Source organism: Streptococcus sp. 27098_8_99 (assembly GCF_041431935.1).
GTDB lineage: Bacteria > Bacillota > Bacilli > Lactobacillales > Streptococcaceae > Streptococcus > Streptococcus parasanguinis_D.
The window spans coordinates 1-26,658 of sequence record NZ_JAPVYQ010000009.1; the positions used below are offsets into that span (position 1 = coordinate 1).

Consider the following 26,658-nt stretch of genomic DNA (forward strand, 5'->3'; position numbering starts at 1 on the left):
GAGTTTAGCTTGTTAGAATATAGATATTCAATTTTGAATGTTTAAGCATTCAGAGTTAAGTGACGATAGCCTAGGAGATACACCTGTACCCATGCCGAACACAGCAGTTAAGCCCTAGAACGCCGGAAGTAGTTGGGGGTTGCCCCCTGTGAGATAAGGTAGTCGCTTAGCTTTTTTCCGCCATAGCTCAGTTGGTAGTAGCGCATGACTGTTAATCATGATGTCGTAGGTTCGAGTCCTACTGGCGGAGTATAGGAATTAGACCAGTGACCTGGTCTTTTTTATTTTTATTTTTTTCAAAACCTAGTCTGAAACTTTTAAGTTTTCTTGATAGCAAGCTCGTTTGTGGTAAGATGAGTATGGGTCATTTATGTAAGTTACTTTCAGACAAATGTTGTGTTTATCTGTTCCTAATATCAATGGCTTTTTCTGTCTAGCTTAATTTTACAAATTGGGAAGTATAAAAGCTCCGTTATAAGAACGGAGCTTTTATACTTTTAGTTATTTGGGAAAAATGCATTATATAGGGCTTTAATGGCTTTTTCTTCTTGATCTTTATTAACAACAAACATAATAGAAACCTCACTAGAACCTTGCGAGATCATTTGAATATTAATTTCATTTTCTGATAGTGCCTTAGCTGCAGTTGCAGTAACCCCTACTTGGCTCTTCATTTTTTCACCAACAATCATAATGATTGAAAGATCATGTTCAATTTCGGCTGTGTCAACTTCGAGCTTTTGTGTTAATTGTTTCAGAATTTCTTGTTCTTTGATCGGAGTCAGTTCACGTGAACGCAAAATGATAGACAAGTCATCGATTCCAGTTGGCATATGTTCCCAACTAATATTGAGATCTTCTAAAATTTGAAGGACTTTTCGACCAAAACCGACTTCACGGTTCATAAGGTATTTTGTAGTGTTAATACTAACGAATCCTGAATCACCTGCAATTCCTACAACAGTCACATGATCATTTGAATGTTCCAAAACAATGCGGGTTCCAGGGTGGTCTGGATTATTTGTATTTTTAATAACTAATGGAATTTTACCTCTGTATGCTGGAACGAGTGCTTCATCATGCAAGACTGAAAAACCAGCATAGGCTAATTCACGCATTTCTTTGTAGGTTAATTCGGGAATAGAATGTGGGTGTTTAATAATACCTGGATGTGCTGCAAAGATACCATTTACGTCTGTAAAGTTTTCGTATAAGTCTGCTTTTACACCCGCTGCAATGATCGATCCTGTAATGTCAGATCCACCACGAGAAAATGTACAAATGTCGCCATCTTGAGTAACACCAAAGAAACCTGGAATGACAATCACTTCACTTGAATCTTTTAGTTCTTCAATTTTATCGTAACTAGATGGTAAAATACGAGCGTTGGAAGGTTCTGCAGTGACCGTAATTCCTGCTTCTTTTGGATGGATATATCTTGCTTCTAATCCATTTTGATTGAAATAGGCAGCAATGAGTTTAGCATTGTTATTTTCACCAGCTGCTAGGAATGCATCGTATGTAAATGGATTCCCTTTTTTAGGTAAATTTGTTAAATCATAGATATCTTCAGCAATTTCCTGAATAATAGAATCTTTGAGACCCAATTCCTCTGTAATGGCACGATAACGTTCAATAATCCACTGTTGTGTTTGTGTGACATCCTTATCTGAAGTAAATTCTTTATAATACCGGATCAGAGCGTCTGTTACTTTTGTATCTTCAGCGTTGCGTTTGCCTGGAGCTGATACAACTACAAATCTTCTTTCTGGATCATCTTTAATGATATCAAGTACTTTTTTTAATTGAGAAGCTGATGCTAGAGAACTTCCACCGAATTTAGTTACTTTCATATTTTCTCCTTAATAGTTTCATTAATACATTATACCAAAGTTCAGTTATTGATACAATGTATTTACAGATAGGGCATAAAATAATTGATTCTGTAGAGGAGAGAAATTGTAATTATTCAAATTTTACAATTTTGTTACATCTTATAGATATATTTTGCTATTTTACTTTTTTGTGGTATGATATGTTATAATTCAAAAGTTTTAATATCAAAATATTTTATATTTAAACAAAAGGAGTCTGTGATGTTTGAAACAATTTTGTATTCTGTCGAAAACGACCTCGCGACAATCTCTTTAAATCGTCCTGAAGTATCCAATGGTTTTAACATTCCAATGTGTCAGGAAATTTTAGCTGCCCTGGAAGATGCAGAAAAAAATGAGGAAGTAAAATTCATTATTCTATCAGCAGAAGGGAAAATCTTTTCAGTTGGTGGAGATTTGAGCGAAATGAAACGCGCAGTCGATGCGGATGACATCGAGTCTCTTGTTTTAATTGCCGAATTAGTTAATACGATTTCAAAGAAAATCAAGCAATTGCCAAAACCGGTTATTATGGTGGCAGATGGAGCGGTTGCTGGAGCAGCTGCTAACATTGCAGTAGCTGTTGATTTTTGTATTATTAGTGATCGTACTAAATTTATCCAAGCCTTTGTTGGGGTTGGTTTAGCACCGGATGCGGGTGGGTTATTCTTGTTAGGAAAAGCCATTGGCATGTCTCGGGCTACTCATTTAGTAATGACGGGTGAAGCCTTGACTGCTGAAAAGGCATTTGATTATGGCCTAGCTTATCGTGTTTGTGAATCTGAAAGACTCGATAAAACAGTTGAGCAATTGCTTAAAAAATTAAGAAGAGGATCTTCAAATTCTTATGCTGCCATGAAAGAAATGGTTTGGGAAGCATTCTTGAAAGAATGGGACCAATATGCGGGTCTTGAATTGGATTTGCAAAAGAAACTAGCATTTACAGAAGATTTCAAGGAAGGGGTTATTGCCTACTCTGAGAAACGTCGGCCACAATTTAAAGGAAAATAAATTTGTAATTTTTCTATGTTTTGTGAAAAAATGCTTGCAAATTATTTTCATTTTTGATAAAATTTGACTATCAAAGTAAAATTAGGAGGTGGAGTTTTGAATTACCAATTAGTTAACGACTATTTAACATCCATCTTTAATAATGTTTTGGTTATTGAGGAGTCGAGTCTAAGAGCAAGTCGATTCAAAGATGTTTCTATTAAAGAAATGCATACGATCGATGTGATTGGTTCGACACCGAATGCAACCCCGAGTGATATTTCACGGGAGTTGATGGTGACTTTGGGGACTGTCACGACAAGTTTGAATAATCTTGAGCGCAAAGGGTATATCGAAAGAAGAAGATCGGAAGTTGATCGCCGGGTTGTACACTTGAGTTTAACGAAGAACGGTCGTCTACTTTATCGTCTTCATCAGCAATTCCATAAACGGATGGTCAACCAGATTATTGGAGATATGAGTCCCGAAGAGAAGAAAGTGATGCAAAAAGGATTGCAAAATCTGTATCGTTTCTTGGAGGAAATTAAATAATGGTCTTTGCTAAAATTAGTCAAGTTGCTCATTATGCACCTGACCAAGTCGTATCAAATGATGATTTGGCTGAGATCATGGATACAAGTGATGAATGGATCAGTAGTCGGACAGGTATCCTTCGGCGTCACATTTCAAAAGATGAGACGACAAGTGATCTAGCAACAATTGTTGCACAAAGATTATTAGCAAAAGCAAACTTAGATGCTGAGGAAATTGATTTCATCGTTGTTGCTACGATTACTCCAGACAGCTTAATGCCATCAACTGCAGCCCGGGTACAAGCTAATATTGGAGCTTCTCGAGCTTTTGCCTTTGATCTGACTGCAGCATGTAGCGGATTTGTATTTGCATTAGCCACTGCTGAAAAATACATTTCTTCAGGTATGTACCGGCGAGGAATTGTGATCGGTAGTGAGACGCTTTCAAAAGTATTAGACTGGTCAGACCGTTCCACTTCAGTCCTTTTTGGAGATGGAGCTGGTGGTGTCTTGCTTGAAGCAAGCGATCAAAAATCGTTTTTGGCTGAGAATCTTTTTACAGATGGTAGCCGAGGTGCTAGTCTTGAGTCTTGCTATTTGGGGCTGTCTTCCCCTTATTCAGATGAAGTTTCCGATCGAAGATATCTGACAATGGATGGACGGGCAGTTTTTGATTTTGCCATTCGTGATGTCACGAAAAGTATTCAAAAAATGATAGCAGACGCCTCTATGGAAGCAGAAGAGATTGACTATTTTCTGTTACACCAGGCGAATGACCGAATGTTAGATAAGATGTCAAAAAAACTGGGTGTCTCTAGAGAGAAAATCCCAGCAAATATGATGGAATATGGGAACACTAGTGCTGCTAGTATCCCCATTCTATTATCGGAGTGTGTCGAGAATCATCGAATCAAGATGGATGGAAGTCAAAAAATTCTTCTGACAGGATTCGGTGGAGGTTTGACATGGGGCACACTTCTTGTTACAATCTAGTTAAACATGTGGAAACACATTTTAAAAATTTATATATTATTTTTTAAGGAGGCCTATCATGGCAGTATTTGAAAAAGTACAAGAAATTATCGTTGAAGAACTTGGTAAAGAACCATCAGAAGTAACTCTTGAATCTACATTCGAAGATTTAGAAGCAGATTCATTGGATTTGTTCCAAGTAATCTCTGAAATTGAAGATGCTTTTGACATCCAAATCGAAACTGAAGAAGGATTGTCTACAGTTGGTGACCTTGTTGCTTACGTAGAAGAAAAAACAAAATAATGATAGATGAGAGTATCGAAAGATATTCTCTCTTGTTTAGGTAATAGTTTGAGGCTCAAAGAAACAATCTTTTAAACTCAAACTATTACTTAAGCGAAAAAAGAGGTAGGTATAATGCAAACACGAATTACTGAACTATTGAATATTAAATATCCAATCTTCCAAGGTGGGATGGCATGGGTCGCTGATGGTGACTTGGCTGGAGCAGTATCAAATGCCGGTGGTCTTGGAATCATTGGTGGCGGGAACGCTCCAAAAGAAGTTGTAAAGGCTAACATTGATAAAGTGAAGTCTATTACAGATAAACCTTTTGGTGTAAATATCATGCTTTTGTCCCCATTCGCGGATGACATTGTTGACCTGGTGATTGAAGAAGGTGTAAAAGTTGTTACAACTGGTGCTGGAAATCCTGGGAAATACATGGATCGTTTCCATGAAGCAGGGATCACTGTCATTCCTGTTGTTCCATCTGTTGCCCTTGCAAAACGGATGGAAAAATTAGGTGCCGATGCAGTGATTGCAGAAGGGATGGAAGCTGGAGGCCACATTGGTAAATTGACGACTATGACCTTGGTTCGTCAAGTGGTTGAAGTTGTTTCTATTCCAGTAATTGGTGCTGGAGGTGTCGCTGATGGTGCCGGTGCTGCAGCTGTCTTTATGTTAGGTGCCGAAGCTGTTCAGGTGGGAACTCGTTTCGTGGTTGCTAAAGAATCTAATGCTCACCAAAACTTTAAGAATAAAATCTTGAAAGCGAAAGATATTGATACGGTAGTTTCAGCATCAGTTGTTGGACACCCTGTTCGTGCGATCAAGAATAAATTGGCTTCTGCCTATAACCAAGCTGAAAAAGATTTCTTGGCAGGTAAGAAGACTCAAGAAGAAATTGAAGAATTAGGAGCAGGTGCGCTTCGCAATGCCGTTGTTGATGGAGATGTTGACAATGGATCTGTAATGGCAGGCCAAATTGCTGGTCTTGTGAGCAAGGAAGAAACTTGTGCTGAAATTCTAGAAGATATCTATTATGGTGCAGCCAAGGTGATTCAAAGAGAGGCTGCTCGTTGGGCAGATGTAAACGTCTAAAAACGTCGAAAGGATTAGGATAGTGACAAAACGTGCGTTCTTATTTGCTGGTCAAGGGGCTCAGAAATTGGGCATGGCGAGCGATTTGTATGCGGCTTATCCCGTTGTTAAAGAGACATTTGATACGGCTAGTCGTATTCTAGGCTATGATTTGCGTGAATTGATTGATTCTAACGAAGAAAAACTGAATCAGACACGCTATACTCAACCAGCTATTTTGACAACGTCAGTAGCCATTTATCGTCTCTTAGTAGAAAATGGTATCACTCCTGATATTGTTGCCGGCCTCTCTTTGGGGGAATATTCTGCCTTAGTTGCGGCTGGAGCTCTTTCGTTTGAAGATGCAGTAGCTTTGGTTGCGAAACGTGGTGAATTCATGGAAACAGCAGCTCCTGCTGGAAGTGGGAAAATGGTTGCTGTTATGAATACAGATCCAAGTTTGATCGAAGAGATTTGTCAACAAGCATCTGAAAAGGGTGTAGTAACACCAGCTAACTACAATACGCCAGCACAAATTGTGATTGGTGGTGAGGTTGCGGCTGTGGACTATGCTGTGGAACTATTGCAGGAAGCAGGTGCCAAACGCTTGATCCCTTTGAATGTGTCAGGTCCATTCCACACAGCCTTACTGGAATCTGCTAGTCAAAAATTGGCGACTGAACTAGAAAAAGTATCATTTAATGATTTTGATCTTCCTTTAGTTGGGAATACAGAAGCTACGATCATGAAGTCGGAAGATGTGAAAGCACTGTTGGCCCGTCAAGTAAAAGAACCGGTTCGTTTCTATGATTCAATTGCTACGATTCAAGACTTTGGTGTAGATGAAGTCATCGAGATCGGACCTGGAAAAGTCTTGTCAGGATTCTTGAAGAAAATTGATAAAACTCTTCCAACTCATAACGTCGAAGATCAGGCTAGTCTAGATGCACTTCTGAATGCTTAAAACGAGGTAAAGATGGAACTTAAAAATAAAAATGTTTTTGTAACAGGTTCAACACGAGGAATTGGATTGGCTGTGGCTCATAAATTTGCGAGTCTCGGTGCCAATGTTGTCCTAAATGGACGTTCTGAAATTTCTGAGGACTTGCTTGCGCAGTTTGCTGACTATGGTGTGACTGTTGTTGGTATTTCTGGGGATATTTCTAATGGCGAAGATGCTCAACGTATGGTAGCTGAAGCAATTGAAAAGCTTGGAAGTGTTGATGTTTTGGTCAATAACGCTGGCATTACAAACGACAAGTTGATGTTGAAAATGACTGAAGAAGATTTTGAACGGGTCTTGAAAATCAACTTGACCGGTGCCTTTAATATGACACAAGCTGTCTTGAAACCTATGTCTAAGGCTCGTCAAGGTGCCATTATCAACATGTCCTCTGTTGTTGGTCTAATGGGGAATATTGGTCAAGCGAACTACGCGGCTTCAAAAGCTGGTTTGATTGGTTTTACCAAATCAGTAGCGCGTGAAGTTGCAGCCCGTGGCGTTCGTGTGAATGCCATTGCACCTGGTTTCATTGAATCAGATATGACTGATGCTATTCCAGAGAAAATGAAAGATGCCATGCTAGCTCAAGTGCCAATGAAACGAATTGGTCAAGCTGAAGAAGTGGCAGAAGTTGCGGCTTTCTTGGCAGGTCAAGAATATTTAACTGGTCAAACAATTGCCATTGATGGTGGAATGACCATGCAATAATGAATGCTCACTGATCGAAAATCACTTACTTAAATATCCATCCGACAAAAGGAGAATATATATGTCTACAAATCGTGTTGTTGTTACAGGTTACGGTGTAACCTCACCAATCGGAAATACACCAGAGGAGTTCTGGAATAGCCTTCATGAAGGAAAAATTGGAATCAAGCCTATTACGAAATTTGATGCTTCTGAAATTCCAGTCTTTAATGCTGGTGAAATTCAAGATTTCCCATTCGATAAATATTTCGTGAAAAAAGATCAAAATCGTATGGATACTTACTCATTGTATGCAATCTATGCTGCAATGGAAGCTATTGAAAATTCAGGCTTGAATATGGAAGAAGAAGATCGCGATCGTGTTGGTGTGATTGTATCATCTGGTATCGGTGGTTTGCAAGAATTGGAAGATCAAATTATCCGGATGCATGAACGTGGGATGAAGAGAATCCAACCAATGTTTATTCCAAAAGCTCTTTCAAACATGGGTGCTGGAAACATCGCACTTAAGATTGGGGCTCAAGGGGTATGTAAATCCGTGACAACAGCTTGTGCTTCTGCCAATGATGCCATTGGGGAAGCTTTCCGTGAAATTAAATTTGGTATGCATGATGTTGTTTTGGCAGGTGGTGCTGAAGCTTCAATTACCAAGATTGGTATCGGTGGTTTCAATGCTCTTACGGCCCTTTCAACAACGGAAGATCCAGAACGTTCCTCTATTCCATTTGACAAAGACCGTAATGGTTTTGTGATGGGGGAAGGTGCAGGGGTTCTCGTTATTGAAAGCTTGGAACATGCTCAAAAACGTGGTGCTAACATCTTGGCTGAGATTGTTGGTTACGGTTCAAACTGTGATGCCTACCATATGACAACACCTACACCAGATGGTTCAGGTGCTGCTAAAGCGATTAAATTAGCGATCAATGAAGCTGGTATCAAACCTGAAGATGTTGATTATGTTAATGCTCACGGGACATCAACACCTGCCAATGAAAAAGGTGAAAGTGGTGCCATTGTTTCTGTCCTTGGTAAAGAAGTTCCTGTATCATCTACTAAATCATTTACAGGGCACTTGTTAGGTGCTGCAGGTGCGGTTGAAGCGATTGCTACTATCGAAGCGATTCGTCACAGCTTTGTACCAAAAACTGCTGGTACCAAAGAATTATCTGACTATATCGAAGCAAACGTTGTTTATGGTGAAGGTCAAGAAGCGGATATTCAGTATGCTATCTCAAATACCTTTGGTTTTGGAGGACACAATGCTGTTCTGGCCTTTAAACGTTGGGAGGGTTAATTCATGAATATTTCTGAAATCAAAGATTTGTTGGCTCAATTTGATGAGTCAACTTTGCGTGAATTCTCATATAAAAATAATGGCGAAGAATTGAATTTGAGTAAAAACCAAACGAGTTCAGTTGCGGCTACACCGGTTGCTCCTGCAGTTGAAGTGGTAGCAGCTCCTCAAACTCCTGTAGTAGCCCCTGTTGTTGAAGCACCAGCAACACCAGCTGTAGCAGCTGAACCAGTTGCTGCTCCAGCTCAGGCTGCAGAAGGTGATGTGGTTGAAAGTCCATTGGTTGGGGTGGCTTACTTGTCGCCAGCTCCGGATAAACCAGCCTTTGTATCTGTAGGAGATAAGGTCACTAAGGGTCAAACACTCTTGATTATCGAAGCCATGAAAGTGATGAATGAAGTCCCAGCACCAAAAGATGGGGTAGTCACTGAAATTTTAGTAACGAATGAAGAAATGGTTGAATTTGGAAAAGGATTGGTTCGAATCAAATGACAATTGATATTAATGCTATTCGTGAGGCTTTGCCGCATCGTTACCCAATGCTTTTGGTGGATCGCGTATTGGAAACAAGCGAAGATACGATTGTTGCCATTAAAAACGTCACAATTAATGAACCATTTTTTAATGGACATTTTCCACAATATCCTGTTATGCCAGGTGTTCTCATCATGGAGGCTTTGGCACAAACAGCAGGTGTACTAGAGTTGTCAAAACCTGAAAATAAAGGTAAATTAGTCTTTTATGCAGGGATGGACAAGGTGAAGTTTAAAAAACAAGTCGTTCCAGGAGATCAACTGGTGATGACAGCTACTTTTGTCAAACGTCGTGGAACCATTGCTGTTGTTGAAGCGAAAGCAGAGGTAGACGGTAAGCTTGCAGCTTCAGGAACGCTTACGTTTGCAATTGGAAATTAAGAAAGGCCTATCTATGTTTCGTAAGATCTTAATCGCCAATCGTGGTGAGATTGCAGTGCGCATTATTCGTGCGGCTCGTGAACTTGGCATCGAGACGGTTGCGGTGTATTCTACTGCTGATAAAGAAGCCTTGCATACCTTACTAGCGGATGAAGCAGTCTGTATTGGACCTGCTAAATCAACAGAATCTTATTTGAATATGAGTGCTGTCTTGTCTGCGGCTGTTTTAACAGGTGCAGAAGCTATCCATCCTGGTTTTGGATTTTTAAGTGAAAACTCAAAATTTGCAACCATGTGTGAGGAAGTGGGCATTAAATTTATTGGTCCTTCTGCTAAAGTCATGGATTTGATGGGGGATAAGATTAATGCTCGTAAACAGATGATCAAAGCAGGAGTGCCTGTTATTCCTGGATCAGATGGTGAAGTGTATACTGCTGAAGAAGCGCTCGAGATTGCAGAGCGTATTGGTTACCCTGTGATGTTGAAAGCATCTGCAGGAGGCGGTGGCAAGGGAATTCGGAAGGTTGAAAAACCAGAAGATTTGGTTGCTGCTTTTGAATCTGCTTCCTCAGAAGCTCAAGCTGCTTTTGGGAATGGTGCCATGTATATGGAGCGGGTGATTTATCCGGCACGCCACATTGAAGTACAGATTTTAGCGGATCAGCATGGACATGTCATTCACTTAGGTGAACGCGATTGCTCTCTTCAACGAAATAACCAAAAAGTTCTAGAAGAATCCCCTTCGATTGCTATTGGGAAAACGCTTCGTGATCGAATTGGTTCTGCAGCTGTTCGTGCAGCTGAATCAGTTGGGTACGAGAATGCTGGAACGATTGAATTCTTGTATGATGAAGGCAAGGGTGAGTTCTACTTTATGGAAATGAATACCCGTGTGCAAGTGGAGCATCCTGTCACAGAATTTGTAACAGGAGTTGATATCGTTAAGGAACAGATTAAAATCGCAGCTGGCCAAGAATTATCCGTTACTCAAGAGGATATTGTCATTAAAGGCCATGCGATTGAATGCCGGATCAATGCGGAAAATCCTTCCTTCAACTTTGCACCAAGCCCAGGTAAGATCACTAATCTCTATCTTCCAAGTGGTGGGGTTGGCTTGCGTGTGGATTCTGCTGTGTATCCTGGTTATACGATTCCGCCATACTATGATAGTATGATTGCCAAGATCATTGTCCATGGTGAAAATCGCTTTGATGCACTGATGAAAATGCAGCGTGCTCTTTATGAGTTGGAAATCGATGGTGTCACAACCAATAGCAGTTTCCAGTTGGATTTGATTTCAGATTCACATGTGATCGCTGGTGATTATGACACTGCATTTTTGATGGAACAATTCCTTCCAAATTATAATAAGGAATGATGAAAAAGCCTGGACTTGTGAGGGAAGTATGAACATCATCTTCACAGTTTCAGGCTTTTATAGTAATGCTTCAGATACTGTAGCATATTATAAGGAGTAAGTAATGGCATTATTTTCTAAAAAAGATAAATATATTCGGATCAATCCGAATAGGTCAGCCTGGAAGGAGCCTCAGCCAAAACCTGAAGTTCCTGATGAACTATTTTCACAATGCCCAGGTTGTAAACATACCATTTACCAAAAGGATTTAGGTAGTGAGCGTGTCTGCCCGAATTGTGGCTATACCTTCCGTATTTCTGCTAAAGAACGCTTGGCGCTGACAGTGGATCCAGCTAGCTTTGAAGAAATGTTTACAGGAATCGAAACGACAGATCCTTTGAATTTCCCAAATTATAAGAAGAAACTAGCAGCAGTGCGGGAAATGACAGGATTGGATGAAGCTGTCCTGACTGGAACTGCCTTGATTAAAGGGCAAAAAATTGCTCTTGGGATCATGGATTCTAACTTTATCATGGCTTCAATGGGTTCTGTAGTAGGTGAAAAAATTACTCGTTTATTTGAATTTGCGACAAAAGAAAAATTGCCAGTTGTTCTCTTTACCGCTTCCGGTGGCGCTCGGATGCAAGAAGGAATCGTGAGTTTGATGCAAATGGCAAAGATTTCTGCGGCTGTTCAACGCCATTCCAAAGAAAAATTATTCTATTTGACGGTATTGACAGATCCGACAACTGGTGGGGTGACAGCCTCATTTGCTATGGAAGGTGATATTATCATGGCAGAGAGTCAGGCCTTGGTTGGTTTTGCCGGTCGGCGCGTGATCGAATCAACTGTGCGTGAGAAATTGCCAGATGATTTCCAAAAAGCAGAATTTCTACAAGAACATGGATTTGTAGACTTGATCGTGGAGAGAAGCCAAATCCGAGCAACAGTTGGACAATTATTGGCCCTTCATGGAGGTAAACATGAGTAAAATAACACAGATTATTAAAGAGGCACGTGACCAAGGAAGATTGACTGCGCTTGATTTTGCTCAAGGAATTTTTGATGATTTTATCGAATTACATGGAGATCGAAACTTCCATGATGATGGTGCGGTGATTGGTGGGATTGGACGCTTAGGCGATCAAACGGTTACAGTCGTTGGAATCCAAAAAGGAAAAAATCTTCAAGATAATCTAAAACGTAATTTTGGGCAACCCCATCCAGAAGGCTATCGAAAAGCTTTGCGCCTCATGAAGCAAGCAGAGAAATTTGGCCGTCCAGTTGTGACCTTTATCAATACAGCGGGTGCTTATCCTGGTGTTGGTGCTGAAGAACGAGGACAAGGGGAAGCCATTGCCCGCAACCTCATGGAAATGAGTGATTTAAAAGTTCCAATTATCGCGATTATCATCGGAGAAGGTGGTTCTGGTGGTGCCTTAGCTCTTGCTGTAGCAGATAAGGTTTGGATGCTTGAGAACTCCATCTATGCAGTCTTGAGTCCAGAAGGTTTCGCCTCTATTCTTTGGAAAGATGGAAGTCGTGCCATGGAAGCAGCAGAGTTGATGAAGATTACTTCTCACGAATTGTTAAATATGGAAATTGTCGATAAGGTGATTCCCGAGCATGGATTTTCGAATGGAGAACTACTGGCTCAAGTGAAGAAGGAAATCCAAGCAGAATTGAAGGAGCTACAAGCCTTGCCTCTCGAAGATCTTCTAGAGCAACGTTACCAACGTTTTCGTAAATATTAAAAAACTGAGCTTGCAATTTGCAAGTCTCAGTTTTTTTAAACTTTATTTTGGTGCGATGACTTCAGCGCCACCCATATATGGACGAAGAACTTCAGGAATGGTTACAGAACCATCTTCGTTTTGATAGTTTTCAAGAATAGCAGCGACAGTACGTCCAACAGCCAATCCAGAACCATTCAAAGTGTGAAGAAGTTTGACTTTACCATCTGCTTCGTCACGGTAGCGGATTTGCGCACGACGAGCTTGGAAATCTTCTGTATTGGAACAGCTTGAGATTTCACGGTAGGTATTTTGTGCTGGGATCCATACTTCTAAGTCGTAAGTCTTAGCAGCTGAGAAGCCCATGTCTCCTGTTGAGAGAGCTACTACACGGTATGGAAGGTTCAGTTTTTGAAGGATATTTTCAGCATTGACAACCATTTTTTCCAATTCATCATATGATTCTTCTGGTTTAGCAAACTTCACCATTTCAACCTTATGGAATTGGTGCAAACGGATCAAGCCACGAGTATCACGACCAGCTGAACCAGCTTCTGAACGGAAAGATGGACTCATAGCGGTGAAGTAGATTGGAAGGTCTTTCCCATCAAGAATTTCATCGCGGTAGTAGTTCGTCAAAGGAACTTCAGCTGTTGGAATGAGGACATAATTGGTATCGCTAAGTTCAAAAGTATCTTCCTTGAATTTTGGATATTGACCAGTACCAAACATAGAATCATGGTTGACCATGTAAGGAGGGATGACTTCAGTGTAGCCTTCCTTGCCATGTTCATCCAACATGAAGTTGTAGATAGCGCGTTCTAAGCGAGCTCCAAGTCCTTTGTAGAAGAGGAAACGAGCACCAGTGACTTTAGCTCCGCGTTCCCAGTCAAGGATACCAAGGTCTTCACCTAAATCCCAGTGAGCTTTTGGTTCGAAGCCAAATTCGCGCGGTGTTCCCCAACGGCGAACCTCAACGTTGTCATCCTCATCTGCTCCAACAGGGACACTGTCAGCAGGGATGTTTGGAAGAGTTGTGGTAAATTCTGTCAATTTCGCATCGATTTCTGCTAACTCAGCATCAAGAGCTTTTACCTCTGCAGAGAGGGTTTGCATGGCAGCAATCTTATCATCTGCATTTTCCTTGTTGCGCTTTGCTTGTGCGATTTCAGCAGATACGGTGTTGCGCTCTGCTTTGAGATTTTCTACTTTGACTAAGATGTCTCGACGTTTGGCATCGATTTCTTTCATTTCATTCAAAATAGCCGCATCTACTCCACGTGTTGCCAATTTTTTTGCAACTGCATCAAAGTCTGTACGAATCCGTTTAATATCTAACATAGCTTCTCCTTTAACAAAAAACACACCTGTTACAGTGTTGGAGTGGCAGAGCCACGGTTCCATCCAACTTCACAGGTGTGCACTTGATTCGATATTGTATTTTAAAGAAACGGTAGAATTTCAATTAAGATTTCTATCTGCTCGCAGCAACCGCAGACTTTCTGAAAGAACCTCTTAACTTACTTATCCGTTTGCGTCTATTATACAAGAAAAGATCCTATTTTGCAAATAGATTTTTAATTTTAGCCGTGATGATTTGGATCAACGTAGGAAGTTTGACAATTTTCTCATTTCCTAGATGTTCCCGAGCAATCTTTAAAATTTTTCCAGAGTCTTTTGAAGCAAAGAGAAATTTTGATTCTCTGGTATAGATTTCAAAATGGCGGCTAATTTTACGTCCGGATACATTGGCTCCGATTCGCTCGATTTCTTGCCAGGGAATTTGGATGTAGTCTTCAACATTTGCATCCGCATAAAATTCAAAAGCGGCATTCCCGACTAGGATTTTTCCAACCTTTCCCCCCACTCCAAGGTAAGAAACCCCTGTAGTATGGAATTCAACGGTTTTATTCAATGATTGAGCCATGAGATCCTCCTGTATTGCTGTTCACTCCATTATATCATAATAAAAAGAAGGCCGAAACCTTCTTTTTAGTTGATCTTTGCTTACATCAAGCCAGCAACGTGTGCTAATACACCGATTACAAAGAGAGCGATGATGATAGTGATTGGAGATACTTTTTTCTTCAACAACCACATACAAGCAAAAGTAAGAAGCAATCCCATCAAACCAGGAATCAATGAATCCAAGTTTTGTTGGAAAGTTGTAACTTTTTCAGGTGTTTGAGATAGGCCTGAACCAACTTGAGCGAAGGCTTCTTGAATTCCTTTGAAACCTTCAGGAAGTTTATCCCAATGGATATAAGCTTTGTCGTCTAATTTGACAGAAGAAACATTGAAGACGAATTTAATAGATACCCAACGTTCTACCAAGACAGCGAGGATGAACATCCCAAGGATAGAAGCCCCTTTAGTGATGTCTTGCAAGATCCCACCAGACATATCTTTGGTAATTTCAGAACCTGCTTTGTATCCAAGTTCTTGCGTGTACCACAAGAAGGCCATACGAATCGCATTCCATGCGATAAAGAAGATGAGTGGGCCAAGGATGTTACCAGACGCAGCAAGTGATGCACCAAGGGCACCAAGGATAGGACGTACTGTAAACCAGAAGACTGGATCTCCGATACCCGCCAAAGGACCCATCATACCAATTTTAACCCCTTGGATGGCAGCATCGTCAATCGCAGCACCGTTTGCTCTTTCTTCTTCAAGAGCAAGTGTTACCCCGATGATAGGAGCGGCAACGTATGGGTGAGTGTTGAAGAATTCCATGTGACGTTCAAGAGCAGCCGCTTGGTCTTCTTTCTTCGTGTAGAGTTTTTTGATAGCTGGGATCAATGAGTAAGCCCAACCCAAGTTTTGCATCCGTTCATAGTTCCAAGAACCTTGCAAGAAGGTTGAACGCCACCAAACTTTTTGACGATCTGATTTAGATAATTGTAATTTTTCAGTCATGATAGTGTCACACCTTTCTTAATAGTCTTCGAGAATGTCGCCGATTGGATCGTTAGAAGTAGCGGCTCCGCCACCTCCATTGCCACCTTTCTTAGAAAGAGTAAGGTAGATCAAGGCAAGGGCAACACCAATTGCTCCAAGAGCGATCAAAGTTAATTGGCTAACGGCTGCAAGAGCAAAACCGATGGCAAAGAATGGCCATACTTCACGGCTCGCCATCATGTTGATAACCATGGCATAACCAACGGCTACAACCATACCACCACCGATTTGCATTCCATCAGAGAGCCATTTTGGCATTTGTTCAAGAGCAGTTTTGACAGTTTCAGCAGGAATCATCAACAAGAGGGCTGCAGGAATGGCGATACGAAGACCTTGAAGAAGAAGGGCCACAAAGTGAGCGCGTTCTACACCTTTGATATCCCCTTTTCTAGCAGCAGCGTCGGCAGTGTGAACCAAACCAACGGAAAGGGTACGGACGATCATGGTCAAGAAAAGACCAGCAACTGCAAGTGGAATAGCGACACCTTGAGCGACAGCGATTCCTTTTGTACTGAAGTCTCCCCCAAGTACCATGATGATGGCAGCAGCGACAGATGCAAGGGCAGCATCGGGTGCAACTGCGGCACCAATGTTTGCCCAGCCAAGTGCAATAAATTGAAGTGAACCACCAAGCATAATGCCAGCAGTCAAGTTACCTGTTACCAAACCGATTAAGGTACAAGCAACAAGGGGTTGGTGGAATTGGAATTGGTCAAGGATACCTTCAAGACCTGCTAAGAAGGCAACAACGACCACTAATACCATAGAAATAATAGACATGTTTAAAATCCTTTCGTAAGTAATCGATTATTGAACGTTAGCTTTGTTAATTAAGTCAAACAAATCTTTCTTAGAGTCATTTGGCACTTTACGGACGTCAAATTCTACTCCAAGATCACGCATTTTTTCAAATGTAGCCACATCATCTTTATCCATTGATAACACATTGTTCACCATGGTTTTACCAGTTGAGTGGGCCATTGAACCAACGTTCAAGGTTTTAATCGGAACACCACCTTCGATGGCGCGAAGAGCATCTTGGGGTGTTTCAAATAAGATCAAAGCATGGGTATTTCCAAAACGTGGATCTTTTGCAACGTCGATCAATTTTTGAATTGGGACAACGTTTGCTTTCACACCATTTGGTGCCGCTTGTTTGATCAATTCCTTACGGAGTTCATCTTTGGCAACAGAATCTGAAGCAACAATGATCCGATCGGCTTTTGAATCAGGTGTCCAAGCAGTTGCGACTTGTCCATGAAGAAGACGTGTATCTAAGCGGGCAAGGTTAATCTTGAGTTTTCCATCTCCGATAACCGTTCCTTCTGGAATAGCAGCTTGGGCTACAGGAGCAGCAGCGGCTGTACTAGCTTCTTCAACAGGATTCAATTCTTCTGGAAGAGCTTTGACACCGTCTTTTGCTTCCTTGATGATGTTTGCAGCGACTTGATCAACGCCGGCATTTGCATCCATCAAACGCTCTGTATAAGCTTGAATCAACATCGGAAGGTTCAATCCTGTGATGATCGCAAATTTACGATCTGGATTTTCTCCCATGACGCGACTTGCTTGGTTAAATGGAGAACCACTCCAAAGGTCAGCCAAAACCAAGACTTCATCTTCTGCATCAAATGCGGCAACAGCTGCATTGAATTTAGCATAGAGATCATCCGGGCCTTCACTTGGCATGAACGTAACCACTTGAACTTTCTCTTGATCCCCAAAGATCATCGAGCCGGATTGGTGGATTCCAGCTGCAAATTCACCGTGGCTAGCAATAATGATACCAATACTCATTATTGACATTCCTCCTTATAAAATTTGTTTGACTTTCAGTTTAAGAAAACTTTAAGCTACTTTATTATAAATCGTTTCCACACTTAAGTCAATTTTTCTATCAAAATCTCGATGTAAAAACATTGATTTATTATATTAAATTATCGTTAGATAGAAAAAGAATGCTCTTGAATGAATTTTGTTTATTACTTGTTGATGCTTAAAAAATCAATAATAGATATGTTTTATAGGATTTTGTTCTCAATGAATAGATTCCGATAATCAAACGATAATCTCGAAAACAAAAATAAATATATAACAAATTGTATATAAGAGGGATTGGGAGCACACAAAAAAGACTAGCCCAGTTGGGCTAGTCCTGTAGGTTTAGTTGTTTAGTTTGTAAAGTCAAGTACCATACGTCCTTGAATGGTTCCAGCTTCCATTTCGTCAAAGACTTTGACAGCATCTTCTACTGGACGTTTTTGAACGACAGGGACTACCAAGCCTTCTGCCCCAAATTGGAAAGCTTCTTCCAAGTCTTTACGAGTTCCTACAAGAGAACCAATGACTTGGATACCATCTAATACAGTTTTCACAATGCTGAGGTCCATCATTTCAGAAGGAAGACCAACTGCGACCACGCGGCCACCTGCACGAACAGAATCTACTGCTTGGTTGAAAGCTACTTTAGAAACAGCTGTTACGACAGCAGAGTGAGCTCCACCATTTGTTTTTTCTTTGATCAATCCTGGGACATCTTCAACTTCGCGACCGTTGATGACAAAGTCTGCACCAACTTCTTTCGCCAATTCTAGTTTATCATTGTTGATATCGACAGCGATGACATGTGCGTTGAAGACTTTCTTAGCATATTGAACAGCCAAGTTTCCTAGTCCACCAGCTCCATAGATAACGATCCATTGTCCTGGTTCAGCTTTGGCTTCTTTGATGGCTTTGTAAGTGGTAACACCTGCACAGGTAATAGAAGAAGCTTGGGCTGGATCTAATCCTTCAGGTACTTTCACTGCGTAATCTGCAGTAACGATACATTGTTCAGCCATCCCTCCATCAACAGAGTAACCAGCATTTTTTACAGTACGGCAAAGAGTTTCACGACCAGTTGTACAGTATTCACAAGTTCCACATCCTTCGAAGAACCATGCGACACTGACACGATCCCCAACTTTTAGGCTCTTGACATCTGGAGCAACTTCTTTAACAATACCGATTCCTTCGTGTCCAAGAACACGGCCTGGAACTTTACCGAAGTCTCCGTGAGCAACGTGCAAGTCAGTGTGGCAGACACCACAGTATTCGATTTGAACAAGAGCTTCCCCTGTTTCAAGTGGACGCATGTCTTTGTTTGCAACGATTTCAACACCAGTACCTTCTGGATTAACAACAACAGCTTTCATTTTGTTCCTCCTTAAGTGAACGAGAAGCGATTTAGCATTTTTTGAAAGCGCTTCTTTAATAACTACGTTAATAATATCACAAACTTATCTATTGAACAATAAAAAAATGGAAAAAAAGAAGGGTATTGATTAACCGATTAAGGATTTGGCGAAGAAAAAGACATGAGGGGATAACTCATGTCTGTTCCTATTATAAGAATAATTGAATGAGTTGGCGCGCGACACCGTCTTCGTTATTGGTGAAATCTGTGACGGAGTCTGCATAAGGGAGAAGGACGGAGCTAGCATTTTTCATGGCGTATCCATGACCGGCTAGAGCAAGCATGTCGGTATCGTTGTGCTCGTCTCCAAAGGCAATCAAATCCTTCTGATCCATATTGAGTTTATCTAGAAGGTAGGTCAGAGCAGAAGCTTTGGTCACATTTTTTGGATTGCATTCCAGAATATTTAAGGGACCACCCCAAGTATTGATAGACAGATTGTAGTCATAATGCCGATTCATTTCACCTGCCAGAGCATATTTGTCTTCCGCTTTCGTTTGAAAGAGAATACAGTTTGGGTCGCTCGTTACCCGTTCGGGGTTGAATTGATTTTCTGGTTGGAAAGCCTCAATACCGAATAATTTAGGGTCTGCAACGTGCTCATTTGGATCGGTAATAAAGAATTTATTGCGGTATTCGCCAGCGATAAAGTCCGCTTGGATGGTATCCCTGTTAGCGACCATATCTAACAGGTATTTTTTATCTAAAGTCAAACATTGTTCATCTGCCCATTTTTTCTCAGGTAGATGCGTAAGGGAGCCGTTAAAATTGATCATCGGAGTATCTAGCTCTAGTTGTTTGTAATAGGTATGTGCCATACGGTAGGGGCGGCCTGTTGTAATAATGACTTTATGGCCAAGAGCACTAATTTTTTTTATCGTATCAATGGTAAAGTCGCTCAATTTGCTTTCGGAATTTAAGAGAGTGCCGTCTAGATCTAGAGCGATCATCTTTTTATGCATATTTCAGTTCCTTTCGAGAAGAATGAGACCATTATATCAGAAAAATCGGAAAAGCGCTCAAAAATCGAGAAGAGAAGTAGGATTTCTTGAAAGGCGAAAGATCTTTTGGTAAAATAGAAATAACGTTCGCAAATTGATTGGGAGCGAGAATGATGAAAAAGGAGTTTATTCTGAAATGGATAAGTTTTTTAAACTTTCAGAACATGGAACCACTGTTCGAACAGAGGTTCTTGCTGGTTTGACAACCTTTTTTGCGATGAGTTATATCCTCTTCGTAAACCCTCAAATGTTGTCACAAACAGGTATGCCAGCTCAAGGAGTCTTCCTTGCAACGATTATTGGATCCGTTGTCGGGACCTTGATGATGGCTTTTTATGCCAATTTACCTTATGCACAAGCACCTGGGATGGGCTTGAATGCCTTCTTTACCTTTACAGTTGTATTTGGTATGGGATACTCATGGCAGGAAGCTTTGGGAATGGTCTTCATTTGTGGTGTGATTTCATTGATTATCACATTGACAAAAGTTCGGAAGATGATCATCGAATCGATTCCGACTGCTCTTCGCTCTGCTATTTCAGCGGGGATCGGGATTTTCTTGGCCTATGTTGGGATTAAGAATGCAGGATTTTTAAAATTCACGATTGACCCTCATACTTATACAGTGGTCGGGGAAGGAGCAGATAAGGCGAATGCAACGATCTCAGCCAATGCATCTGCTGTTCCTGGATTGGTTGATTTTAACAATCCGGCGGTACTCTTGGCTCTTGTTGGTCTTGCAATTACTATTTTCTTTGTTGTCAAAGGGATTAAGGGAGGGATTATCCTTTCTATCTTAGTAACGACTGTGCTTGGAATTCTCATCCATGTGGTTGATATCACTAAAATTGACTTTGCAAGTAACCATCTAGGAGCGGCCTTTAATGATTTAGGCACGATCTTTGGTCAAGCTTTGGGATCGAAAGGATTGGGATCTTTGATTTCCAATACGTCTCGTTTGCCTGAGACCTTAATGGCCATCTTAGCCTTCTCCTTGACTGATATTTTTGATACAATCGGAACTTTGATCGGTACGGGTGAAAAAGTTGGGATTGTTGCGACAAATGGGGAAAACCATCAATCAGCGAAATTAGATAAGGCCCTCTATTCAGACCTTGTAGCGACTTCAGTCGGAGCTATTGCAGGAACTTCAAACGTAACGACGTATGTTGAATCTGCAGCTGGTATTGGAGCTGGTGGACGCACTGGTTTGACAGCCTTGGTTGTGGCAATCTGTTTTGCTATTTCAAGTCTCTTTAGTCCTTTGTTGGCGATCGTACCGACCGCTGCTACAGCTCCAATTTTGATTGTTGTTGGGATCATGATGTTGAGTGGCTTGAAAAATATCCATTGGGAAGATATGTCAGAAGCAGTTCCTGCCTTCTTTACCTCTATCTTTATGGGATTCAGCTACTCGATTACACAAGGGATCGCTGCTGGATTTATCACCTATAGCTTGGTGAAAGTGGTTAAAGGACAAGCCAAAGAAGTGCACAGCATGATTTGGATTTTAGATGTTCTCTTTATTTTAAACTACGTTAGCATGGCCTTGAATTAAGTATCAGGAAAGTGCCAAAAAGGAATGGGAGTTGTCTCCCTTTCCTTTCAGATTGAAGACAAAGTTATACCAAAAACATTCCTTAGGTGAGTACGGACGTCAGCGAACTTCTTTGAAGTTCCATGACTAATTATTGAGCCTAAGGTCTCAATAATTCCGAGTGCCTGAAACGTTATTGTTTCAGGCACTTTTCTCACAGCGGAAAGTTTCAGTATTTTCTTAAATCGATTTAAAAATTGGAACTCAAATTTATTTTTTTGCAGAATCACTTAACTTATATTACTTTAAAATAGTTTGTCTATCTATCTAAAAAACAAACCGGAGTGCAACAATTTCTAAAAGAAAGAGCAGATTTTTAAAAAGTTTGGTATAATAGAGAAATGATTAGTCACAATGAAACGGAGCTGATCGCTCTAGGAAAACAGCTAGGAAAACTCTTAGAAAAGCAAGACGTGATCATCTTATCAGGTGATCTAGGAGCAGGAAAAACAACCTTTACCAAAGGAATTGCAAAGGGGTTAGGGATTGATCAGATGATTAAAAGCCCGACCTATACCATTGTTCGTGAATACGAAGGTCGCTTGCCTTTATACCATTTGGATGTTTACCGGATTGGGAATGATCCAGATTCTATTGATTTAGATGATTTTCTATTTGGAGATGGTGCTACCATTGTTGAATGGGGAGAGCTGATTGAGCCGAGTCTCTCGGATGCTTATCTAAAAATTTTTATCCGAAAATTAGAAGAGGGGCGAGAGTTAGCTTTTGAAGCTCATGGAGCGCGTGCAGAAGCTTTGCTAGCATCCTTTGAGCAGGTGGAAAAAACCGATGACTAAGGAAAAGGAAGTGACAGTAGAAATTCGGCAAGCTGGCAGTGCAGACGCGGCTCTTGTCGTTGATTTCTTAAATCAAGTTGGGAAAGAGTCAGATTACATGACGCTAGATGAAGCTGGAATTGGCATGTCTCCAGCAGACATGGAGCAATTTCTGATGGTGCAAGAGATGGCGGAAAACCGGATTTGCCTCTTGCTATTTCTAGATCAGGAACTGGCAGCTTTGTTAAATATCACTGCAGCTTCTCAACGGTCCATTCAGCATATTGGTGATGTCTTTATTGTGGTTCAAAAAGCTTATTGGAATCAAGGGCTTGGACAGATCTTGTTGGAAGAAGGAATCGAGTGGGCGCACTCGACCGGTGTTCTTAGGAAACTAGTCTTGAATGTCCAAGTACGCAATGAACGGGCGGTTCACCTGTATAAAAAGTTAGGTTTTGAGATCGAAGGTTGTCAAGCTCGTGGAGCTTGTTCAGCTGAAGGAGAATTCTTAGATGTTTACCTTATGGGGAAACTGATAGATTAGAGAGAGATTCTATATGGTTAAAAAAATTATTTTGATGTTTTTGAGCTTATTGACGGTAACAGTGATTGGGATCGGGGCCTACGGCCTTACCATCCTCAATCAAACGACTGGGACTCTCAGTAAGACTTATAAGGGCTTTGGGAATGAGACCAATGTCATTGCAGAAAACAAGCCGATGACTATCCTTTTGATGGGGGTTGATACAGGTAGCGGTTCTCGGGAAGATCCTTGGGCCGGGAATAGTGATACCATGATTTTGGTGACTGTCAATCCTCAAACAAAAGAAACAACCATGACGAGCTTGGAAAGAGATATCCTAACCAATATTACTTCAGATGGCGAAACGGTCCAAGCAAAATTGAATTCGGCTTATGCTCAAGGTGGTGCCAAGTTAGCCATTAAGACCATTCAAGATCTTTTGAATATCCATATTGACCGCTATGTCATGATCAATATGAAGGGGCTGGTTCAATTAGTGGATAAGGTTGGTGGCATCACGGTCAACAATCCATTTGACTTCGATATCTCGATCGAGGAAAATGAGCCAGAATATACGGCTAAGATCGCACCAGGACGTCAGGAGATTAATGGGGACCAAGCTCTCGTTTATTCACGCATGCGCTACCAAGACCCAGAAGGAGACTACGGACGTCAAAAACGCCAACGTGAAGTGATCAAAAAGATTGTTGAGAAAGTTTTAAGCCTCAATAGTTTGAGTCACTACAAAGGAATCATTGAGTCTGTTAGTGACAATATGCAAACCAACATTTCACTTGATAGCAACAGTCTTCTTCAATTGTTAGGATATAAAGATGCCCTTTCAACGATTCATCAGTACCAGCTGAAAGGAGAAGATGCCACCTTAGCAGATGGCGGAAGTTATCAGATTGTCACTTCAAAACATCTCTTGAAAATTCAAAATATCATCCGCAAAGCTTTGGGGATGAAAGAAATTAAAACATTGAAAACCAATGCTTACCTATTAGATGGAGATGAAGAGTTGAAGAGTGCTTCTTCTCAAAATGATACGCCAGCGGCCTCATCTGAGGAAGCACCTGTTTACCAAGAGTTTAACCAACTACCAGTTGTACCATCGACCCAGGATACGGGAGTGGTGACACCTCAAAGTTCTGTTGCACCAGTGACACCAGTTGCTCCTGCAGCTACAGAGTCGAGCAGTGTGACACCTACGGTGCCTTCAGAATAAGAAAAAAACGATTGAGTTTTCTCAATCGTTTTTACTTGGTTGCCAGATGTCTTGAATTTCTTTTAGAGAAGCTGTTGCTTGTTGACGAAATAGTTTGGTCTTGTATTGGAAATCCGTTACCAATTCTTGAAGATTGGTCTTTTGGTCTTGGATAATATCCAGATTGCGTTGGATTTTTGCTAGGTTATCTTGAATTCCCTTGACCAATTGGCTGGATTCAGTCACCTCTGTTTTAATTTCTTTGCGGTTTTTTACTAGGTGGTAGCTCATGCTAGCTCCTGTTGCAAACCAAAAGAGATTTTTGAGTTTCATATGGCCTCCTTTTTAACTGTTTTTGATGGTTTCTGCGAGAACTGCTAGTTGTTCAAAATTAGGCTCGTGTTCAGTAAATGAAATGGCAAGCTCATCTTGATCGGAATAGCGAGGGATAATGTGGACATGTGTGTGAAATACGGTTTGTCCAGAAACTTCTTCCATGTTGCTGATGATATTCATTCCCTTAGCTTGGGTAGCAGCTTCTACTTTTTTAGCAACTTTAGAAACACGTACAAATAGTTGAGCTGTGGCGGTTTCGTCCATCTCTAAGAGGTTGCGAGCGTGTTTTTTTGGAACCACTAACGTATGACCTGGTGTAACCTGAGAGATGTCCAAAAATGCGAGGACTTCCTCGTCCTCATATACTTTGGAGGAAGGAATGTCGCCAGCTATAATCTTACAAAAAATACAATCGTCAACCATAAATACACCTCATTTAGACTAAATTTTGTTATAATATAAGAACATTATACCAGAAATCGGAGAAAATATGTTAGAAATCAACAAGTTGACAGGGGGCTATGTCAACATCCCTGTCCTGAAAGAGGTGAGTTTTTCAGTTCCGGACGGCCAACTGATTGGTTTGATTGGACTAAATGGAGCTGGGAAGTCAACCACGATTAATGAAATTATTGGTCTCCTGCATCCTTATGCTGGGGAAGTACGGATTGACGGCTTGAGTCTTCCAGAAGCTCCAACTGACTATCGTAAAAAAATCGGCTATATTCCAGAAACCCCTAGCCTATATGAAGAATTAACCCTGAGAGAGCATATCGAGACCGTAGCTATGGCCTATGATTTAGACATGGATCAGGTCATGGTGCGCGTCCAGCCTTTGTTGGAACGATTCCGTTTGGCTGAAAAATTAGATTGGTTCCCGACCCAGTTTTCAAAAGGGATGAAGCAAAAGGTCATGATTATTTGTGCCTATGCAGTGGATCCAAGTCTTTATATTGTCGATGAACCCTTTTTGGGATTGGATCCTGTTGCGATTGCAGATTTGATTCAGTTATTGGCCGATGAGAAAGCAAAAGGAAAATCGATTTTGATGAGTACCCACGTTCTGGATTCGGCTGAAAAGATGTGTGATGGTTTTGTGATCCTCCATAAGGGTCAGATCCGAGCAAAAGGGACCTTGGACGAGCTGCGCTCAACTTTTGGGGATGAGAAAGCAAGTCTAAATGATATCTACATGACCTTGACAGAAGAGGAAACAGCATGAAAGAGTTGATGAAAAAACGGCAAGAAACGTTTCGAACTCAATGTGTAAAATATAGCCGCTATGTTCTCAATGATCATTTCGTCCTCTTTATGCTGATTTTCATAGGATTTTTGGCGGTTCAATACAGCCAATTCTTGCAAGATCTCCCCAAAGATACAAGCCTGATCCGCTGGAGTCTCATGATTGGCTTGCTCCTCTTGGTTCCGATAGGCTCCATTGCGACCTACTTAGAGAAGCCCGATGCTTTATTCCTTTTAGTAAAGGAAGAGGAAGTGAAACGTTATATCAAAGGGCAGGCCAAGAAGTCTTTTGTGTTTTGGTTTTTGATTCAAAGTTTTGTCCTTCTATTATTTGTGCCTCTTCTTCTGGCAACGGGGCTGGGTAACCTTGCTATTGTAGCCTATATCCTTGTCTTAGGGGTGGCTAAAGGGGCTGTTTTTAGCTGGAAGGAAGCGCGTTTCTACCAGGATGGAAATTTGAATTGGACCTTGGCCATTGCTCGTGAGAATGCAAGGAAACAATTGATTCTTCGTTTCTTTGCCTTGTTTACAACGGTGAAAGGCATTACCAACAGTGTTAAAAGAAGAGCTTACTTGGATGGTTTCTTAGGGCTTCTTCCCAAAACACATGGCAATACGTGGCTGCACTTATATATGCGCTCCTTCCTACGGAATGGAGATCTTTTCTCTATGACTCTCCGACTCTTGGCTCTTTCCATTCTCGCTATCATCTTTATTCCCCAACCCCTCGTAGTGATTGCCCTTGTAGCCTTGCTCAATTACTTGGTTATTTTTCAATTACTGGGGCTTTACAGTGCTTTTGATTACCAACCGTTGACCCTCCTTTTCCCAATGAAAAAGGGCAGTAAAAAGACAGGGTTGAACAAAACGATTCAGCTGGTCATGGGGATGATAACGGTGATAGAAGGGGGAATTGGCCTGGTCTTTATTTCAGATAAAGTCCTGTTGTTAGGCTTATTGGCTTATACAGTTGCTTTAATCCTACTCTATCTTCCATTTAAGATGGCGCGCTTGGTTGACGAAAGTCGTTAAAATTAGT

Annotated in this window: 29 protein-coding genes, 1 tRNA gene and 1 rRNA gene; 21 read left to right on the forward strand and 10 right to left on the reverse strand. The window is 41.1% G+C overall.

Going from position 1 to position 26,658, the window contains the following annotated elements; translation table 11 throughout:
• The first annotated feature begins 55 nt into the window (after window positions 1–55).
• A 5S ribosomal RNA gene (gene rrf, locus O3605_RS06320) occupies window positions 56–171 on the forward strand.
• 5 nt (window positions 172–176) lie between these two features.
• Window positions 177–250, forward strand: a tRNA-Asn gene (locus tag O3605_RS06325).
• 247 nt (window positions 251–497) lie between these two features.
• Here O3605_RS06325 and O3605_RS06330 read toward each other — a convergent pair.
• Entirely contained in the window at window positions 498–1,853 is a 1,356-nt protein-coding gene (locus tag O3605_RS06330) for an aspartate kinase (protein WP_371585601.1), read from the reverse strand.
• Between the two features lie 240 nt (window positions 1,854–2,093).
• On the opposite strand from O3605_RS06330, the gene fabM reads away from it, so the two are divergent.
• From fabM to O3605_RS06395, 13 genes are all read left to right on the forward strand, one after another.
• Complete coding sequence (gene fabM / locus O3605_RS06335) at window positions 2,094–2,885, forward strand: trans-2-decenoyl-ACP isomerase (protein ID WP_037608326.1); 792 nt, start codon at window positions 2,094–2,096, stop codon at window positions 2,883–2,885.
• A 96-nt stretch (window positions 2,886–2,981) separates the two neighbouring features.
• Window positions 2,982–3,416 (forward strand): fatty acid biosynthesis transcriptional regulator FabT, encoded by a 435-nt coding sequence (gene fabT, locus O3605_RS06340; RefSeq protein ID WP_003003993.1) that lies wholly within the window; start codon window positions 2,982–2,984, stop codon window positions 3,414–3,416.
• The gene (locus tag O3605_RS06345; RefSeq protein ID WP_129824742.1) at window positions 3,416–4,390 is read left to right on the forward strand and encodes a beta-ketoacyl-ACP synthase III; all 975 of its coding nucleotides are present in this window, start codon (window positions 3,416–3,418) and stop codon (window positions 4,388–4,390) included. The genes fabT and O3605_RS06345 overlap by 1 nt, the downstream gene beginning before the upstream one ends.
• Window positions 4,391–4,448: 58 nt before the next feature.
• Window positions 4,449–4,673 carry an acyl carrier protein gene (locus O3605_RS06350; RefSeq protein WP_003003892.1) on the forward strand — a complete coding sequence of 75 codons (225 nt, stop codon included), beginning with the start codon at window positions 4,449–4,451 and terminating at the stop codon, window positions 4,671–4,673.
• Window positions 4,674–4,787: 114 nt separating this feature from the next.
• A complete protein-coding gene (gene fabK / locus O3605_RS06355) occupies window positions 4,788–5,753 on the forward strand; it encodes an enoyl-[acyl-carrier-protein] reductase FabK (protein WP_049498146.1) in 966 nt (321 codons plus the stop codon).
• A gap of 22 nt (window positions 5,754–5,775) precedes the next feature.
• Window positions 5,776–6,696, forward strand: coding sequence for an ACP S-malonyltransferase (fabD, locus tag O3605_RS06360; RefSeq protein WP_049498147.1), 921 nt, complete (start codon window positions 5,776–5,778; stop codon window positions 6,694–6,696).
• Between the two features lie 12 nt (window positions 6,697–6,708).
• Window positions 6,709–7,443, forward strand: coding sequence for a 3-oxoacyl-[acyl-carrier-protein] reductase (gene fabG / locus O3605_RS06365; protein WP_003010456.1), 735 nt, complete (start codon window positions 6,709–6,711; stop codon window positions 7,441–7,443).
• A 61-nt stretch (window positions 7,444–7,504) separates the two neighbouring features.
• The gene (gene fabF / locus O3605_RS06370; RefSeq protein ID WP_003010454.1) at window positions 7,505–8,737 is read left to right on the forward strand and encodes a beta-ketoacyl-ACP synthase II; all 1,233 of its coding nucleotides are present in this window, start codon (window positions 7,505–7,507) and stop codon (window positions 8,735–8,737) included.
• A gap of 3 nt (window positions 8,738–8,740) precedes the next feature.
• A complete protein-coding gene (gene accB, locus O3605_RS06375; RefSeq protein WP_049498148.1) occupies window positions 8,741–9,229 on the forward strand; it encodes an acetyl-CoA carboxylase biotin carboxyl carrier protein in 489 nt (162 codons plus the stop codon).
• Complete coding sequence (gene fabZ / locus O3605_RS06380) at window positions 9,226–9,651, forward strand: 3-hydroxyacyl-ACP dehydratase FabZ (RefSeq protein ID WP_003004019.1); 426 nt, start codon at window positions 9,226–9,228, stop codon at window positions 9,649–9,651. The genes accB and fabZ overlap by 4 nt, the downstream gene beginning before the upstream one ends.
• Before the next feature lie 13 nt (window positions 9,652–9,664).
• A complete protein-coding gene (locus O3605_RS06385; RefSeq protein ID WP_045760281.1) occupies window positions 9,665–11,029 on the forward strand; it encodes an acetyl-CoA carboxylase biotin carboxylase subunit in 1,365 nt (454 codons plus the stop codon).
• A 103-nt stretch (window positions 11,030–11,132) separates the two neighbouring features.
• The gene (accD, locus tag O3605_RS06390) at window positions 11,133–11,999 is read left to right on the forward strand and encodes an acetyl-CoA carboxylase, carboxyltransferase subunit beta (protein ID WP_371585607.1); all 867 of its coding nucleotides are present in this window, start codon (window positions 11,133–11,135) and stop codon (window positions 11,997–11,999) included.
• Window positions 11,992–12,762, forward strand: a complete 771-nt coding sequence (locus tag O3605_RS06395) for an acetyl-CoA carboxylase carboxyl transferase subunit alpha (RefSeq protein WP_371585608.1) — start codon at window positions 11,992–11,994, stop codon at window positions 12,760–12,762. Before accD ends, O3605_RS06395 begins: the two co-directional genes overlap by 8 nt.
• A 42-nt stretch (window positions 12,763–12,804) precedes the next feature.
• On the opposite strand, the gene serS is transcribed toward O3605_RS06395, so the two are convergent.
• The 7 genes from serS to O3605_RS06430 form a co-directional block, all read right to left on the reverse strand.
• The gene (serS, locus tag O3605_RS06400) at window positions 12,805–14,082 is read right to left on the reverse strand and encodes a serine--tRNA ligase (RefSeq protein ID WP_371585610.1); all 1,278 of its coding nucleotides are present in this window, start codon (window positions 14,080–14,082) and stop codon (window positions 12,805–12,807) included.
• A 217-nt stretch (window positions 14,083–14,299) separates the two neighbouring features.
• A complete protein-coding gene (locus tag O3605_RS06405) occupies window positions 14,300–14,668 on the reverse strand; it encodes a DUF956 family protein (RefSeq protein WP_201037390.1) in 369 nt (122 codons plus the stop codon).
• A gap of 80 nt (window positions 14,669–14,748) precedes the next feature.
• Window positions 14,749–15,660 (reverse strand): PTS system mannose/fructose/sorbose family transporter subunit IID, encoded by a 912-nt coding sequence (locus O3605_RS06410; protein ID WP_031575187.1) that lies wholly within the window; start codon window positions 15,658–15,660, stop codon window positions 14,749–14,751.
• Window positions 15,661–15,678: 18 nt separating this feature from the next.
• Entirely contained in the window at window positions 15,679–16,482 is an 804-nt protein-coding gene (locus O3605_RS06415; RefSeq protein WP_048789380.1) for a PTS mannose/fructose/sorbose transporter subunit IIC, read from the reverse strand.
• Window positions 16,483–16,509: 27 nt separating this feature from the next.
• Complete coding sequence (locus tag O3605_RS06420) at window positions 16,510–17,499, reverse strand: PTS sugar transporter subunit IIB (protein WP_003010431.1); 990 nt, start codon at window positions 17,497–17,499, stop codon at window positions 16,510–16,512.
• A 374-nt stretch (window positions 17,500–17,873) separates the two neighbouring features.
• Complete coding sequence (gene adhP / locus O3605_RS06425; RefSeq protein WP_003003874.1) at window positions 17,874–18,896, reverse strand: alcohol dehydrogenase AdhP; 1,023 nt, start codon at window positions 18,894–18,896, stop codon at window positions 17,874–17,876.
• Window positions 18,897–19,086: 190 nt separating this feature from the next.
• On the reverse strand, window positions 19,087–19,899 hold the full coding sequence (locus O3605_RS06430; RefSeq protein ID WP_371585613.1) for a Cof-type HAD-IIB family hydrolase: 813 nt from the start codon (window positions 19,897–19,899) through the stop codon (window positions 19,087–19,089).
• 175 nt (window positions 19,900–20,074) lie between these two features.
• On the opposite strand from O3605_RS06430, the gene O3605_RS06435 reads away from it, so the two are divergent.
• From O3605_RS06435 to lytR, 4 genes are all read left to right on the forward strand, one after another.
• On the forward strand, window positions 20,075–21,496 hold the full coding sequence (locus tag O3605_RS06435) for an NCS2 family permease (protein WP_003003910.1): 1,422 nt from the start codon (window positions 20,075–20,077) through the stop codon (window positions 21,494–21,496).
• A gap of 380 nt (window positions 21,497–21,876) precedes the next feature.
• The gene (gene tsaE, locus O3605_RS06440) at window positions 21,877–22,332 is read left to right on the forward strand and encodes a tRNA (adenosine(37)-N6)-threonylcarbamoyltransferase complex ATPase subunit type 1 TsaE (RefSeq protein ID WP_371585614.1); all 456 of its coding nucleotides are present in this window, start codon (window positions 21,877–21,879) and stop codon (window positions 22,330–22,332) included.
• Window positions 22,325–22,855 (forward strand): GNAT family N-acetyltransferase, encoded by a 531-nt coding sequence (locus O3605_RS06445; protein ID WP_371585616.1) that lies wholly within the window; start codon window positions 22,325–22,327, stop codon window positions 22,853–22,855. Before tsaE ends, O3605_RS06445 begins: the two co-directional genes overlap by 8 nt.
• A gap of 13 nt (window positions 22,856–22,868) precedes the next feature.
• Window positions 22,869–24,062: a glycopolymer--peptidoglycan transferase LytR gene (gene lytR, locus O3605_RS06450; RefSeq protein ID WP_371585618.1), complete on the forward strand. Its 1,194-nt coding sequence runs from the start codon at window positions 22,869–22,871 to the stop codon at window positions 24,060–24,062.
• A gap of 21 nt (window positions 24,063–24,083) precedes the next feature.
• Here lytR and O3605_RS06455 read toward each other — a convergent pair whose 3' ends face one another.
• The gene (locus tag O3605_RS06455; RefSeq protein WP_371585620.1) at window positions 24,084–24,374 is read right to left on the reverse strand and encodes a hypothetical protein; all 291 of its coding nucleotides are present in this window, start codon (window positions 24,372–24,374) and stop codon (window positions 24,084–24,086) included.
• Between the two features lie 12 nt (window positions 24,375–24,386).
• Window positions 24,387–24,800 carry an HIT family protein gene (locus tag O3605_RS06460; RefSeq protein ID WP_371585621.1) on the reverse strand — a complete coding sequence of 138 codons (414 nt, stop codon included), beginning with the start codon at window positions 24,798–24,800 and terminating at the stop codon, window positions 24,387–24,389.
• A gap of 67 nt (window positions 24,801–24,867) precedes the next feature.
• Between O3605_RS06460 and O3605_RS06465 the strand changes: the two genes are divergently transcribed.
• Window positions 24,868–25,599, forward strand: coding sequence for an ABC transporter ATP-binding protein (locus tag O3605_RS06465; protein WP_021154515.1), 732 nt, complete (start codon window positions 24,868–24,870; stop codon window positions 25,597–25,599).
• Complete coding sequence (locus O3605_RS06470) at window positions 25,596–26,651, forward strand: ABC transporter permease (protein WP_371585623.1); 1,056 nt, start codon at window positions 25,596–25,598, stop codon at window positions 26,649–26,651. Before O3605_RS06465 ends, O3605_RS06470 begins: the two co-directional genes overlap by 4 nt.
• The last annotated feature ends 7 nt before the right edge of the window (window positions 26,652–26,658 follow it).

Bases quoted from the DNA above. Each gene is read 5' to 3' on its own strand.
- O3605_RS06330 (WP_371585601.1), bottom strand. From the start codon at position 1,853: ATGAAAGTAACTAAATTCGGTGGAAGTTCTCTAGCATCAGCTTCTCAA.
- O3605_RS06345 (WP_129824742.1), top strand. From the start codon at position 3,416: ATGGTCTTTGCTAAAATTAGTCAAGTTGCTCATTATGCACCTGACCAA.
- O3605_RS06350 (WP_003003892.1), top strand. From the start codon at position 4,449: ATGGCAGTATTTGAAAAAGTACAAGAAATTATCGTTGAAGAACTTGGT.
- fabK (WP_049498146.1), top strand. From the start codon at position 4,788: ATGCAAACACGAATTACTGAACTATTGAATATTAAATATCCAATCTTC.
- fabG (WP_003010456.1), top strand. From the start codon at position 6,709: ATGGAACTTAAAAATAAAAATGTTTTTGTAACAGGTTCAACACGAGGA.
- fabF (WP_003010454.1), top strand. From the start codon at position 7,505: ATGTCTACAAATCGTGTTGTTGTTACAGGTTACGGTGTAACCTCACCA.
- accB (WP_049498148.1), top strand. From the start codon at position 8,741: ATGAATATTTCTGAAATCAAAGATTTGTTGGCTCAATTTGATGAGTCA.
- fabZ (WP_003004019.1), top strand. From the start codon at position 9,226: ATGACAATTGATATTAATGCTATTCGTGAGGCTTTGCCGCATCGTTAC.
- O3605_RS06385 (WP_045760281.1), top strand. From the start codon at position 9,665: ATGTTTCGTAAGATCTTAATCGCCAATCGTGGTGAGATTGCAGTGCGC.
- accD (WP_371585607.1), top strand. From the start codon at position 11,133: ATGGCATTATTTTCTAAAAAAGATAAATATATTCGGATCAATCCGAAT.
- O3605_RS06395 (WP_371585608.1), top strand. From the start codon at position 11,992: ATGAGTAAAATAACACAGATTATTAAAGAGGCACGTGACCAAGGAAGA.
- serS (WP_371585610.1), bottom strand. From the start codon at position 14,082: ATGTTAGATATTAAACGGATTCGTACAGACTTTGATGCAGTTGCAAAA.
- O3605_RS06405 (WP_201037390.1), bottom strand. From the start codon at position 14,668: ATGGCTCAATCATTGAATAAAACCGTTGAATTCCATACTACAGGGGTT.
- O3605_RS06410 (WP_031575187.1), bottom strand. From the start codon at position 15,660: ATGACTGAAAAATTACAATTATCTAAATCAGATCGTCAAAAAGTTTGG.
- O3605_RS06415 (WP_048789380.1), bottom strand. From the start codon at position 16,482: ATGTCTATTATTTCTATGGTATTAGTGGTCGTTGTTGCCTTCTTAGCA.
- O3605_RS06420 (WP_003010431.1), bottom strand. From the start codon at position 17,499: ATGAGTATTGGTATCATTATTGCTAGCCACGGTGAATTTGCAGCTGGA.
- adhP (WP_003003874.1), bottom strand. From the start codon at position 18,896: ATGAAAGCTGTTGTTGTTAATCCAGAAGGTACTGGTGTTGAAATCGTT.
- O3605_RS06430 (WP_371585613.1), bottom strand. From the start codon at position 19,899: ATGCATAAAAAGATGATCGCTCTAGATCTAGACGGCACTCTCTTAAAT.
- O3605_RS06435 (WP_003003910.1), top strand. From the start codon at position 20,075: ATGGATAAGTTTTTTAAACTTTCAGAACATGGAACCACTGTTCGAACA.
- tsaE (WP_371585614.1), top strand. From the start codon at position 21,877: ATGATTAGTCACAATGAAACGGAGCTGATCGCTCTAGGAAAACAGCTA.
- O3605_RS06445 (WP_371585616.1), top strand. From the start codon at position 22,325: ATGACTAAGGAAAAGGAAGTGACAGTAGAAATTCGGCAAGCTGGCAGT.
- lytR (WP_371585618.1), top strand. From the start codon at position 22,869: ATGGTTAAAAAAATTATTTTGATGTTTTTGAGCTTATTGACGGTAACA.
- O3605_RS06455 (WP_371585620.1), bottom strand. From the start codon at position 24,374: ATGAAACTCAAAAATCTCTTTTGGTTTGCAACAGGAGCTAGCATGAGC.
- O3605_RS06460 (WP_371585621.1), bottom strand. From the start codon at position 24,800: ATGGTTGACGATTGTATTTTTTGTAAGATTATAGCTGGCGACATTCCT.
- O3605_RS06465 (WP_021154515.1), top strand. From the start codon at position 24,868: ATGTTAGAAATCAACAAGTTGACAGGGGGCTATGTCAACATCCCTGTC.
- O3605_RS06470 (WP_371585623.1), top strand. From the start codon at position 25,596: ATGAAAGAGTTGATGAAAAAACGGCAAGAAACGTTTCGAACTCAATGT.